Here is an 11,844-nt window from a genome sequence, read left to right as displayed (position 1 = left end):
CGCGCGAACGCGGGGGTCAGCCGATGGCCACCGCGATCTCGTTCGGGGTGTGGTCGAGCTCGACCGAGGCGATGATCTCCCCGGTGGTGAGGTCCACGGCGTGCACACTGTTCGCGGCGGGCTCGGTGATGTACGCGATGTCGCCGTCGACCTTGATCGCCGGGTGTGCGTCCTGCCACTGGGCCGGACCCTCCCACGCCTCGATCACGGGGTAGGACTCCGTGAGCTCGCCCGTCTCGGGGTCGAGGACGTGGATCTGCCCGTCGGTCGACAGGATGTAGGCGAGGTCGCCGGGGCCGCGTGCGATGTCGCGGAAGGTGTACTGCACCTCGGCAGGCAGCTCGACGACATCGAGCGTCTCGGCGGCGGTGTCGATCAGCGTGACGGCATTCAGCAGGTAGCCCTCCGCGTCCGGGTCGTTCTTGTAGTCGCCGACGACGATCGGGCTGGTCTCCGAGACGAAGGCGTTGCCCATGCGGCCGTACGCGTCCGGTGCCGCGAGCTTCGTGAAGGCCTCGTCTTTGAACAGCAGTGCACCGTTCTCGCAACCGAAGATCACGGCTTCCTCGGCCGCGGTGCCTTCCCCGTGGATGCCGGGGCACTCGGCGTTGACGGCGGCCTCGTCCCAGTGGTCGTCGTGTGCGTGCAAGGCCTTGGCCCCGGTGCGCGACGTCTCGTCGCCGACCGTGGTGAGCAGCGAACCGTCCTCGAGCACGATCGAGACACCGTGGTGCGGGGCATCGGCGGTGTACGTCGTGGTCTCGGGGAGAGCGTCGTAGCCGTCGGCGAAGCCGTCGGTCGGCACGATCGTGGTCGTTCCGGTGCCGTCGTCGAAGAGCACGGTGTCCTCGCCGTGGATGACGACGTGCCCGGCCGCGGTCGCCTCGAACAGTGCGTCGGTCAGGGCGGGCTCGGCGGTGTCGAGCATCTGGAACCCTGCGGAGGTGGTGACGGCGATGGTGCGGCCGTCGCCGAACGGGTTCAGGCGGGTGAACTCCTCGGTCTCGAACTCGTCGACGACCTCGAGCGTCTCGGGGTCGAGCACCGCGATCCCTCCGGGGTACGAGATCGCGACGCGTCCCGTCTCGCCCGCGGTGGTGCCTGACTTCTCGTCCGTGGGCGCGGTGTCGCCTGCTCCGCCCGCACCGCCGGCGCAGGCGGTGGCGAGCAGCGAGACGCCTGCCAGCGCCGCGACAGCGGCACTCATCCTCATGTGTCGCTTCATTGTGTTTCCTCTCGTATCGGGCCCCGGTCGGGGTCCATTCATGGGGTCAGTCCGTCGGCGATGCGGTCCGTGTTGGCGCGCATCATCGTCAGGTAGGTGTCGGCGCCCTCGCCGGGCTCGGTGAGGGACTCGGTGAACAGCTCGATGACCTCGACCTGGACGTCGGCCTCGGAGGCCAGCACCTGGATGAGTCGGTCCGGCTGCGAGGATTCGGCGAAGATCGTGCGGACTCCTGCCTCGTCGATCGCGTCGGTGAGATCGCGCAGGTCGGCAGCGCTCGGCGCGGCGAGGGTCGTGCCCCCGGGGATCACGGCACCGATGAGGCGGAAGTCGAAGCGGTCCGCGAGGTAGCCGAAGACGTGGTGGTTCGTCACGAGTGCTCGTCGTTCCACGGGGATCGCGGCGAAGGCGGCCGACATCTCCTCGTCGAGCTCGGCGAGTTCGCCGCGATACGTCTCGGCATTGCTGCGGACCTGCGCGACGTCGATCCCGTCCACTTCGGCCAGCGCTTCCTCCACCGCGTCCACGACATCGACCATGCGCGCCGGATCGGTCCAGAAATGCGGATCGTCCGCCCCGTTCGCGTCTTCGGAGCTGTAGGGCAGCACGTCGATCACGTCGCCGGCCACGACCGTCGGGACTCCCGCGGCTGCGGTGCGATCGATGTGCTGCTGGAGCCCCTCCTCGAGGCCCAGTCCGTTCGTCACGAGCAGGTCGGTGCCATCCATCCGTGCGGCCTCCTGGGCGGAGATCTCGAACGAGTGCGGGTCCGCGTTCGGTTTCATCAGGATGGTGACCTCGGCCGCATCGCCGGTGAGGTTCTCGACGACGTCGCCGAGGATGTTCGTGGTGACCACGATCTGCGGTCGATCCGATGCCGCCGTGCCGGTGCACCCCGCGAGGCCGGCAAGGACCACGGTCGTCGCGATCAGCAGGGAGGACGCACGCAGCGGCCTCATCGCCCGACCTCCGCGACGAATGCGGGAGCCGTGGGCGTCTCGAGGGAACGAGCGACGCGGGCGGCATCGGCGTAGTCGACCTCGTGTACGACGCCGGCGGCCGGGTCGCTGACGTAGGCCCGCTGCTCGTCGACGGTGAGCGAGGAAGCGGCGCCGCCGTCGGCGAGCAGAGGATCAGTGGCGCCGACGAGCGCACCGCCGTCGGCGAGATGCACGACGATCCGCCCGTCGATGTCGATGGCGACCACATGCCCCTCGGCGTCGTCCACGGCGACGACGTGCGTCAGCGGACGTTCGGTGGGCACCAGGGTCCAGGTGCGCTCCCGGGAATCGAGCAGCCAGAAGCCGGTCGTGCCCGCGACGGCGGCGACCGTCGGACGACCCTTCCGGCCGTCGAACGACAGGGCGCGCTCGACGGCGCCTGACGGGTAGGGGATGCGCTCGACGGTGAGGCCCGCGTCCTGCCAGGCCGCCAGGACCGCACCGTCTGCGCAGCCGACGACGAGTCCGACGCGGGTGGTGATCGCTCCCGAGGGGTCGGCGCAGTCGACCGGGGACTCCGCGGGCTCGCCGTCGCTGTCGTGATAGATGAGCGTGTCGTCGACGGCCACGAGTGCGCCCTCTCCGATCGGGGCGACCAGGCCGGTGTCCGCGTTCATCTCGATGCGGAACAGCTCATCGAGCCGTCCTTCGGAGAGTGCCTTGTTGTCGAGCAGCACCGCCTCGCGGCTGCCGCCGAAGAACACGCCGGTGGCCCCGGCCGTCGACAGCGGGCCCGTCACGACGGTGGCGACGCCCTCGCCGGCGACCGTGCCCAGAAGCGCGAGCTCGGCGAGGTAGTAGTGGAAGTGGTCGCCGTGATCCCAGCTCCATCGGCCCGAGTCGAGCACCTCCACGCCCTCTTCCGTGGTCACGAACCCGTAGCGTCCATCGCTCGCGAGCGCCGACGGAGCTGCCGTGCGGTCGAGGGTGATCGCTTCCTCGGTCCGCAGGTCGAGCACGGCGGCGTTCCCCGCGGCATCGATGGACAGCAGGCCGAGAGGCGGCTCGGCGACCTCCTCAGCGCCGGCGATCGCGCCGTGGCCGTCTCCGGACGCCGGGGTCGCAGGCGCTGAGCTCTCCGGAGCAGAGGCGCACGCACTGAGCGCGACGATCGTCAGGGCGGCGGGGAGGAGCCGGAGGGGGCGGGGAATCATCGGGTCCTTTCGGGGAGCGCGACGGCAGGAGCATCGGGCGATGCGGGTCGCGGGGATGCGGATTCGGGGTGCTCGACGGGATGGTGCCGACGAACGGCGCGGGTCAGAAGCGAACGTGCCGTTGCGGAGAGAGCGGCCAGCAGCACGGCCGCGGTGGCGATCGAGGCCCCCGCCGCCACCGCGAAGTGCCAGGAGGCGAACAGCCCGATCAGGACGGCTGCGGCGCCCACGAGGGAGGCCCCGAGCATGGTCGTGGGGATCCGCGTCGTCCACGCCCGGGCGGCGACGGCGGGGGCGAGGAGCAGACCGACGACGAGGAGCGTGCCCACGGCCTGGAATGACGCGACGACGGCGAGCGTCACGAGGGCGACGAGCACCACGTGCGCGAGCTGGGGGCGCAACCCGAGCGTGCGGGCGATGCGCGGATCGAAGGCCGTCGCCACGAAGGAGCGATGGAATGCGGACGCGACGCCGACCGTGACGACGGCGGCGACGAGGAGCATCGCGATGTCGTCGGGGCGGATGGCGAGGATGTCGCCGAACAGCAGAGCGGTCGCGTCCGTGGCGAAGCTGCGGGAGTGGGAGACGATGATCACGCCGAGCGAGAGCATGGCGACGAACAGCAGACCGATGCTCGTGTCGTACGAGAGCCGGCCCCGTCGCTGAAGGAGGCCGATCGCAGCGCTCATGGCGGCAGCACTCAGAGCCGCGCCGAGCAGGACCGGGGCGCCGACCACGGTGGCGAGCGCGACGCCGGGCAGCATTCCGTGGCCGATCGCCTCGCCGAGGAAAGCCATGCCGCGGATCACGACCCACGTGCCCACGACCCCGCAGATCACGGCCACGAGCATTCCGCCGCACAGGGCACGGACGAAGAACTCCACGGCGAACGGTTCGAGCAGGAAGGGCACGGGAGGAGACTCTATATGAGAATGAGAATGATTATCAATTGCTAGGCTGAGACTATGGATGAGAGCTCTGCGCTGTCCGCGCGTGACGTGTGCTTCGGGTACTCCGACGATGACGTGCTGCACTCCGTCACGGTCGATGTCCGGTCCGGGGAGGTCGTCGCTCTGGCCGGGCACAACGGGTCGGGCAAGTCGACACTGATCGAGATCCTCGCCGGTGTGAAGGTCCCTCGGCGGGGTGCGGTGCGCCGCCGGGGGACCCTCGCGCTCGTCGTGCAGCGTCCTGCCGTGCCGGATGCGTTGCCCGTGTCAGCGGCGGATGTGGTGCGCATCGGGACGTGGAAGCGAGGGCGACGCCTCTCCCGCGCCACCGCGCGTCGAGCGGTGGAGCAGGCTCTCGATCGTGTCGGGATGTCGGAGTTCGCGGGCCGCCCGTTGGCGGAGCTGTCCGGCGGGCAGCGGCAGCGGGTGTTCCTCGCGCAGGGGATCGTGTGTGAGCCCGACGTCCTGCTGCTGGACGAAGCGGCTGCCGGTCTCGATCGCGAGAGTGCTGCCCGGATGCAGGAGATCCTTCGGGAAGAGGCCGCTCGCGGCGTCGCGGTGTGCACCGTCACCCACGACGACGCTGCCGTGCTCGCCGCCGACCGTGTCATCCGGCTGGAGCGCGGGCGAGTGGTCTGAGCGACCTACTCCGTCTCCGCCCGCAGGCGCCTCTCGAGGTCCGCGAGGCTGGTGGCGTGGATGTCGAACCGCTCGCCCGGGGAAGGGGGTTCGGCGTCGGGCCGAGGCACGTAGGCCGTGCGCAGGCCCGCATCCCGCGCCGCTCTGAGGTCCCACGCATGGGCCGCGACCATGAACGGGGGACGACCGCTCGCCGGGACGCTCGCCATCGCCAACTCGTACATCTCCGCGGCCGGCTTGTAGGTGCCGGCGTCCTCCGCCGAGAGCACCTGGTGCCAGCGGAAACCTGCATGGACGCTCAAGCCGGTCAGTACCCGACGACTCGCGTTCGACAATCCCACGACGGTGGCGACCTCGGCGAGGGAGCGCAGACCCGCGGCGGAGTCCTCCCAGGGCGGGCTGAAAGCGGAGGCGCCGACGAGCGCGGGGACGGCTGTGACGGGAAGGACGCTTCGGGAGGCGAGCCGCTCCAGCACTTCGGCGTCGAGCTGGTCGCTGGTCGCAAAAACGCGTTCACCACGGACGATGGCCTGCTCCTGTTCGGCCACTCCGCTCAGCCACTCGTCGACGATCGCGGTCGTCTCTTCGCGGTCGAGGCCTGTCGTCGCCTCCACTCGGCGTCGGAGACCTTCCGCCTGATTCACCAGAGTGCCCAACACGTCGAACACGGCCACGACGCGCTCCGGCGCCACTTCACGGGATCCGTCGGTCATGCAGAAGAGAACACGTTCGGGGCGCGGACTGTTCCGCCGCGCTCCAGCGGAGCTGCGCCGAGACATGGAGGGGTTGCTTCCCGCATGGGAGCATCCCGCCGAGCAGGATGTCCTCGATATCCAGCAGGCACTGTGGAAGAGGGGGCTCGTGCGCGCCGCAGCAGTGTTCGACTGTCTCATCGCCGCGTACGCCGTCGCCAACGACGCCGTCATCCTCAACTCCGACCATGACTTCGGATACATCGAGCTGGCGACCGAAGGCAGAGTCCGCCAGGAGTACGTGGAGGGCTGACCCCGCGGCGAACGCCGGGGCGGGGTGCATGATCCGCCCGCGGGTTGCCTTCGTCAGACGCTTCGTGGCGTCCCCTCGGACGGATCAGCGGTCGCCGACGGACCGGGTGTGCGCGTCGGGGGCGAGGTCGATCCGACGCAGCAGCTGGGCGTTCAGCGCGACGACGACCGTCGACAACGACATCAGGATCGCTCCGACCGACATCGGCAGGACGAATCCGATCGGCGCCAGGACTCCGGCGGCGAGGGGCACCGACACGAGGTTGTAGCCCGCCGCCCACCACAGGTTCTGCTTCATCTTGCGGTACGTGGCGCGCGACAGCTCGATCACGGAGATCACCGAGCGGGGGTCGGAGCTCGCGAGGATCACGCCGGCCGAGGCGATGGCGACGTCGGTCCCCGCCCCGATCGCGATGCCCACGTCGGCCTGCGAAAGTGCGGGCGCATCGTTCACGCCGTCGCCGACCATCGCCACCTTCTTGCCCTCGCGTTGCAGCTCCGCGACTTTGGCGGACTTGTCCTCGGGGCGCACCCCGGCGAAGACCCGGTCGATGCCGAGCTCGGCAGCCACCGATTCGGCCACAGCCTGCGCATCCCCGGTGATCATGACGACCTCGACGCCCCGACGGTGGAGGGCGTCCACGGCCTCGCGGGATTCGGGGCGGATCTCGTCGGCGAGTCGCAGTCCGCCGACCACGCGGCCGTCGAGCACGACATGGAGGATGATGGCTCCCTCTTCGCGCCACACGTCCGCGGCGGCGATCTCCTGCGCGCCGATCTCATCGAGGAGCTTCGGGCCGCCGACACGCACCTCTGCACCGTCGACGGACGCCGTGACACCCACCGCCGGGGACGAGGTGAATCCGGATGCAGGAGCGAGCGTGAGGCTCTTCTCCTCGGCTGCCCGTACGATCGCCCGGGCCAGGGGGTGCTCGCTGTCCGCTTCGGCGGAGGCGGCGAGGACGAGCAGCCGATCGGCGTCCACCTCACCGGTCGGCTCGATCGCCGTGACCGTCGGAGCGCCCTTGGTCAGAGTGCCCGTTTTGTCGAACAGGACGGCGTCGACCGTGCGCATGCTCTCCAACGCGAGTCGGTCCTTGATCAGCACGCCGCCACGTGCGGCCCGCTCGGTGGCGATCGACACCACCAGCGGGATCGCGAGCCCGAGGGCGTGGGGGCAGGCGATGACCAGCACGGTGATGCTGCGGACCACGGCCGCGTCCGGATTTCCCACCACCGTCCACACCACGGCGGTGAGCGCGGCGGACAGCAGCGCGAACCAGAACAGCAGCGCGGCGGCGCGGTCGGCGATGCGCTGCGCACGGGACGAGGAGTTCTGTGCCTCCGTCACCAGCCGTTGGATGCCGGCGAGGGCGGTGTCGTCGCCCGTGGCGGTGATCTCCACCCGAAGGCCCGAGTCGGTGGCGACGGTGCCCGCGGTGACGGTGTCGCCGGTGGACCGCGTGACGGGACGTGATTCGCCGGTCACCATCGACTCGTCCATCGCGGCGGTCCCGTCGATGATGCGGCCGTCGGCCGGGACGCTCCCGCCGGGACGGACGACGACGACATCGCCGACGGCGAGCTCCGCGGGGGAGACCGTGACGGTCGTGTCCCCTTCGACCCGCTCGGCCTCGTCGGGCAGCAGGGCGGCGAGCGAGTCGAGGGCCGACGTCGTCTGCGCGAGCGACCGCATCTCGATCCAGTGTCCGAGGAGCATGATGACGATCAGGAGCGCCAGCTCCCACCAGAACTCGAGCTCGTGGTGGAGCAGTCCAAGCGTCGCGCCCCAGGATGCGAAGAAGGCCACGGTGATGGCGAGTCCGATGAGCAGCATCATGCCCGGCGTGCGGGTCCGGAGCTCGCTGACGGCGCCGGTCAGGAACGGCCAGCCGCCCCAGACGTACATGACGGTGCCCAGCACCGGAGCGACGAACTGCGCCCAGCCTGGGACGTCGTACCCGAAGAGCATCGCGAACATCGGAGAGAACGCCACCACGGGCACCGCGATGACGAGGTTGATCCAGAACAGGCGCCGGAACTGCCCGACGTGATCACCGTGCCCTGCGTGACCACCGTGACCCGCGTGACCGCCGTGTCCTCCGTGTCCGCCGTGCCCTCCGTGTCCCTCGGGGGCCTCGTGCCCCGTGTGCCCGGAGTCGACAGCGGTGGGGGCCTGTGCGTCCTGGTGCGCGTGCGGCTCGTTCATGCGTGATCCTTCCTCAGAGCGGGGCGGGTGGCTCGACGGGAGCGTCCTCGTCGCGTGACGCTCGTGAACCCGCGCAGGCGCAGGCTGTTGCCGACCACGAACACGCTCGACAGTGCCATCGCTGCACCGGCGAGCATGGGGTTGAGCATGCCGAGCGCCGCGACCGGGATGGCGGCGACGTTGTAGGCGAAGGCCCAGAACAGGTTGGTCTTGATCGTTCCGAGCGTCTTGCGCGACAGGCGGATCGCGTCGACCGCGCTGCGGAGGTCACCGCGGACGAGCGTGATGTCCGATGCCTCGATCGCCACGTCCGCGCCGGTGCCCATCGCGAGTCCGAGGTCGGCCTGGGCGAGGGCGGGGGCGTCGTTGACACCGTCGCCGATCATCGCCACCGTCTTGCCCTCGCGCTGGAGCCGGACGACCACGTCGACCTTGTCCTTCGGGAGGACTTCCGCGATCACCTCCGTGATCCCCACTTCCGCCGCGATCTGCCGTGCCACGGTCTCGTTGTCCCCGGTGAGCAGGATGGGGGTCAGCCCCATCGCCTGGAAGTGGTCGATCGCCTCGGCGCTGCTCGGCTTGATCGTGTCCGCAACGACGAGGATGCCGCGTGCGTGTCCGTCCCAGCCGACCGCGACGACGGTCTTGCCCTCGCCCTCGGCCTTGACCTTCGCCGAGGAGAGGCCCGGACTCAGTGTCTGCGACCACTCGGCGAGGAGCGACTCGCGTCCCACGAGCACGGCATGGCCTTCGACGACGCCCTGCACGCCCCTTCCCTCGAGGTTCGTGAACTCCTCCGGCGTGGGCAGTGCGCCGACCTCCCTGGTGGCACTCGCGGCGATCGCCTGCGCGATCGGATGCTCCGAGGCATCCTCCACCGCCCCGGCCAGCCGCAGCAGCGTCGCGTGGTCGGTGCCGGGCTCCACGATGACATCGACCAGGGTCATCCTGCCGGTGGTGACCGTTCCCGTCTTGTCGAGCACCACGGTGTCGACCCGGCGGGTGGATTCCAGGACTTCCGGGCCCTTGATGAGCACGCCCATCTGCGCCCCTCGACCGGTCCCGACCAGCAGGGCCGTGGGCGTGGCGAGCCCGAGCGCGCACGGGCACGCGATCACGAGGACGGCCACCGCCGCCGTGAATGCCGCGGCGACGGGGAACCCCGCGACGAGCCAGCCACCGAGCGTCACGAGGGCGATCACGATCACGATCGGGACGAACACCCCGGAGATCCTGTCGGCGAGACGCTGCACCTCCGCCTTCCCGGTCTGCGCGTCCTCGACGAGTCTGGCCATCTGTGCCAACTGGGTGTCCGCGCCGATCCGGGTCGCGCGGACCACGAGCCGCCCCCCGACGTTCGTGGTCGCGCCGGTGACGCTGTCGCCCGGGGCCACCTCGACCGGCACGGATTCACCGGTCAGCATCGAGGCGTCGACGGCCGACGTCCCGGAGACCACGAGGCCGTCGGTCGCGATCTTCTCGCCCGGTCGCACGACGAACTCGTCGCCCACCTGGAGGTCTTCGACCGGGATCCTCGTCTCTGCACCGCCGCGCAGCACGGCGACCTCTTTCGCGCCGAGTTCGAGGAGCGCGCGCAGAGCCGCGCCGGCCTGCTTCTTCGACCGCTTCTCGAAGTAGCGCCCCGCGAGGACGAACATCGTCACGCCGGCACCCACCTCGAGGTAGATGTTCGCCGCCCCATCGGAGGGAGCCAGTGCGAACTCGAACGGATGCGTCATCCCCGGCATGCCTGCGGTGCCGAAGAAGAGCGCGTACAGCGACCAGAGGAAGGCGGCCGAGGTTCCCATCGAGATGAGCGTGTCCATCGTGGCCGTTCCGTGGCGCAGGTTCGTCCACGCGGCCTTGTGGAACGGCCAGCCCGCCCACGTGATCACCGGGGCGGCCAGCGCGAGCGAGGCCCACTGCCAGTACGTGAACTGCAGCGCGGGGATCATGGCCATCGCGATCACGGGCACCGTCAGCACGATCGCGCCGATCAGTCGGTTGCGCAGCGAGAGCAGCTCAGGATCGGTGTCGTCGGTGTCGCCGCCTGTGGCCGCGTCCTTCCTCTTCCCCCGTGGGGCAGCGACGACTGCGGAATACCCGGTCTTCTCCACCTCGGCGATCAGGAGCGCTGCGTCGTAGTCGTCCGGGACCGAGACGGTCGCCTTCTCCGTCGCGTAGTTGACGGTCGCCACGACGCCGTCGAGCTTGTTCAGCTTCTTCTCGATGCGCATGGCGCAAGAGGCGCAGGTCATCCCGCCGATCTCGAGCTCGACGCCCGATCCCATGCTCGGAAGTGCTGATGTGCTCATGGTCCTATCCTTCTCCTGATCGTCGTCGGTGGGCTCAGCGAGAGGCTGTGCCCGTGGTGTCGGCCTTCACGCCGTGCGCACAGCCGCGTACCCCGCCTCCGTCACAGCGGCGAGGATCTGAGCGTCGTCCACGCCGTCGGTGCTCGTGACGACGAGCTTGCCCGTCTGTGCGCTGACCTGGATCGCGTCGACCCCGGGAACCTCGGCGACTTCTTCGCGGACCGACATCTCGCAGTGCCCACACGTCATCCCGGTGACCTGGTACTCGTTGGTCGTCATTGCCTCTCCCATTCTCTGGCGTACCCCTATGGGGTATTGGATCACCATAACCATATACCCATCCGGGGTATTCCGCATCCCTGGATCCGGCTTGCCCTCCGAGTAAATTCGCTCATTCTTTCTCGGGAAGAACTCATGATGAAGGTGGTTACTTTCCTAGGCTCAGGAACGTGTCCGACCCTTCGACCAGCCAGCCCTCATCGCCCGTGCTTCCGGCCGGCGTGCTCGGAGATGACACCGGTGCCGAGGTCCGGGACGCGTACTTCGTCTCGGACAGCACCGGTATCACCGCCGAGACCCTGGGGAACGCCCTTCTGGCGAACTTCCCCGGTGCGCGCTTCCGCCGCCACACCGTGCCCTTCGTCGACTCGGTGGACGGCGCCCGCGCCGTGATCGGCGATCTCCGGGTCCGCCCGGCGGGCGCTGCTCCGATCGTCTTCACGACCGTCAAGTCCGCGCAGATCCTCGCGGAGTTCCATGCGTCGGGCGCGGTCGTGATCGACCTCCTCGGCGGGCATCTGCGGGAGCTCGAAGCCTCCCTCGGCAGTGCGGCCTCCGAACAACTGGGCCAGTATCACGGCGTCGGCGACATGGAGCGCTACTTCGCCCGGATGCGGGCGGTCGAGTACGCGATCGAGCACGACGACGGCCAGAGCATGCGGGCGCTCGACATCGCCGACGTGATCATCATCGCGCCCTCCCGGTGCGGGAAGACCCCGACGACCATGTACCTGGCCCTGCAGTACGGACTGCTGGTGGCGAACTACCCGCTCACCGACGACGACTTCCCGTCCGACGGGCTGCCCGCGACGGTCGAACGGTTCGCGAGCAAGTGCTTCGGGCTGACGACGACCCCGCTCCGGCTGAGTCAGGTGCGTCACGAGCGGCGGCCGGACACGGTGTACTCCAGCCTCGCTCAATGCACGCTCGAGATCCGCCGCGCGGAAGACCTCTATCGGCGCAACCGCGTCCCCTTCCTCAACTCCTCCACGAAATCCGTGGAGGAGATGTCCGCCGTGATCATGCAGTCCATGCGCCTGCGCAGCTGATCGCGGTCTCCACCCCTCG

The 11,844-nt window shown here is 69.6% G+C and carries 11 protein-coding genes; 3 read left to right on the top strand and 8 right to left on the bottom strand.

Annotation, left to right across the window (positions count from 1 at the left end):
* Nucleotides 1–16: 16 nt before the first annotated feature.
* Genes aztD through aztB form a run of 4 tightly spaced genes read right to left on the bottom strand, consistent with a single transcriptional unit; the run spans nucleotide 17 to nucleotide 4,291 of the window.
* Nucleotides 17–1,213, bottom strand: coding sequence for a zinc metallochaperone AztD (gene aztD / locus FGL91_RS01865; RefSeq protein WP_131492273.1), 1,197 nt, complete (start codon nucleotides 1,211–1,213; stop codon nucleotides 17–19).
* Between the two features lie 50 nt (nucleotides 1,214–1,263).
* Complete coding sequence (aztC, locus tag FGL91_RS01860) at nucleotides 1,264–2,184, bottom strand: zinc ABC transporter substrate-binding protein AztC (protein WP_131492274.1); 921 nt, start codon at nucleotides 2,182–2,184, stop codon at nucleotides 1,264–1,266.
* Nucleotides 2,181–3,380, bottom strand: coding sequence for an ABC transporter (locus FGL91_RS01855; protein ID WP_131492275.1), 1,200 nt, complete (start codon nucleotides 3,378–3,380; stop codon nucleotides 2,181–2,183). Before FGL91_RS01855 ends, aztC begins: the two co-directional genes overlap by 4 nt.
* Nucleotides 3,377–4,291, bottom strand: a complete 915-nt coding sequence (gene aztB, locus FGL91_RS01850) for a zinc ABC transporter permease AztB (RefSeq protein ID WP_131492276.1) — start codon at nucleotides 4,289–4,291, stop codon at nucleotides 3,377–3,379. The genes FGL91_RS01855 and aztB overlap by 4 nt, the downstream gene beginning before the upstream one ends.
* Nucleotides 4,292–4,345: 54 nt before the next feature.
* Here aztB and FGL91_RS01845 point away from each other — a divergent pair, with 54 nt between their 5' ends.
* Nucleotides 4,346–4,969: a metal ABC transporter ATP-binding protein gene (locus FGL91_RS01845; RefSeq protein ID WP_131492277.1), complete on the top strand. Its 624-nt coding sequence runs from the start codon at nucleotides 4,346–4,348 to the stop codon at nucleotides 4,967–4,969.
* Between the two features lie 5 nt (nucleotides 4,970–4,974).
* On the opposite strand, the gene FGL91_RS01840 is transcribed toward FGL91_RS01845, so the two are convergent.
* Nucleotides 4,975–5,682: an HAD-IA family hydrolase gene (locus FGL91_RS01840; RefSeq protein ID WP_131492278.1), complete on the bottom strand. Its 708-nt coding sequence runs from the start codon at nucleotides 5,680–5,682 to the stop codon at nucleotides 4,975–4,977.
* Here FGL91_RS01840 and FGL91_RS01835 point away from each other — a divergent pair.
* Nucleotides 5,681–5,974, top strand: coding sequence for a hypothetical protein (locus FGL91_RS01835; RefSeq protein ID WP_131492279.1), 294 nt, complete (start codon nucleotides 5,681–5,683; stop codon nucleotides 5,972–5,974). The two genes, FGL91_RS01840 and FGL91_RS01835, sit on opposite strands and share 2 nt — an antisense overlap.
* An 84-nt stretch (nucleotides 5,975–6,058) precedes the next feature.
* On the opposite strand, the gene FGL91_RS01830 is transcribed toward FGL91_RS01835, so the two are convergent.
* From FGL91_RS01830 to FGL91_RS01820, 3 genes are all read right to left on the bottom strand, one after another.
* Entirely contained in the window at nucleotides 6,059–8,182 is a 2,124-nt protein-coding gene (locus FGL91_RS01830) for a heavy metal translocating P-type ATPase (protein WP_153242904.1), read from the bottom strand.
* Nucleotides 8,179–10,497, bottom strand: coding sequence for a heavy metal translocating P-type ATPase (locus tag FGL91_RS01825; RefSeq protein WP_153242903.1), 2,319 nt, complete (start codon nucleotides 10,495–10,497; stop codon nucleotides 8,179–8,181). The genes FGL91_RS01830 and FGL91_RS01825 overlap by 4 nt, the downstream gene beginning before the upstream one ends.
* 66 nt (nucleotides 10,498–10,563) lie before the next feature.
* On the bottom strand, nucleotides 10,564–10,776 hold the full coding sequence (locus tag FGL91_RS01820) for a heavy-metal-associated domain-containing protein (protein WP_134352197.1): 213 nt from the start codon (nucleotides 10,774–10,776) through the stop codon (nucleotides 10,564–10,566).
* A gap of 206 nt (nucleotides 10,777–10,982) precedes the next feature.
* Here FGL91_RS01820 and FGL91_RS01815 point away from each other — a divergent pair, with 206 nt between their 5' ends.
* Entirely contained in the window at nucleotides 10,983–11,825 is an 843-nt protein-coding gene (locus tag FGL91_RS01815; RefSeq protein ID WP_416202661.1) for a pyruvate, water dikinase regulatory protein, read from the top strand.
* The last annotated feature ends 19 nt before the right edge of the window (nucleotides 11,826–11,844 follow it).

Origin of the sequence: Microbacterium sp. CBA3102, from assembly GCF_007954505.1 — a bacterium.
Classification (GTDB): Bacteria; Actinomycetota; Actinomycetes; order Actinomycetales; family Microbacteriaceae; genus Microbacterium; species Microbacterium aurugineum.
The sequence above is the reverse complement of the archived record's forward strand: the minus strand, read 5'-3'. Positions and strand labels throughout refer to the sequence as shown.

What these genes read in the sequence shown, in the direction of transcription:
- aztD (WP_131492273.1), bottom strand. Translation starts at nt 1,213, where the DNA reads ATGAGGATGAGTGCCGCTGTCGCGGCGCTGGCAGGCGTCTCGCTGCTC.
- aztC (WP_131492274.1), bottom strand. Translation starts at nt 2,184, where the DNA reads ATGAGGCCGCTGCGTGCGTCCTCCCTGCTGATCGCGACGACCGTGGTC.
- FGL91_RS01855 (WP_131492275.1), bottom strand. Translation starts at nt 3,380, where the DNA reads ATGATTCCCCGCCCCCTCCGGCTCCTCCCCGCCGCCCTGACGATCGTC.
- FGL91_RS01845 (WP_131492277.1), top strand. Translation starts at nt 4,346, where the DNA reads ATGGATGAGAGCTCTGCGCTGTCCGCGCGTGACGTGTGCTTCGGGTAC.
- FGL91_RS01835 (WP_131492279.1), top strand. Translation starts at nt 5,681, where the DNA reads ATGCAGAAGAGAACACGTTCGGGGCGCGGACTGTTCCGCCGCGCTCCA.
- FGL91_RS01840 (WP_131492278.1), bottom strand. Translation starts at nt 5,682, where the DNA reads ATGACCGACGGATCCCGTGAAGTGGCGCCGGAGCGCGTCGTGGCCGTG.
- FGL91_RS01830 (WP_153242904.1), bottom strand. Translation starts at nt 8,182, where the DNA reads ATGAACGAGCCGCACGCGCACCAGGACGCACAGGCCCCCACCGCTGTC.
- FGL91_RS01825 (WP_153242903.1), bottom strand. Translation starts at nt 10,497, where the DNA reads ATGAGCACATCAGCACTTCCGAGCATGGGATCGGGCGTCGAGCTCGAG.
- FGL91_RS01820 (WP_134352197.1), bottom strand. Translation starts at nt 10,776, where the DNA reads ATGACGACCAACGAGTACCAGGTCACCGGGATGACGTGTGGGCACTGC.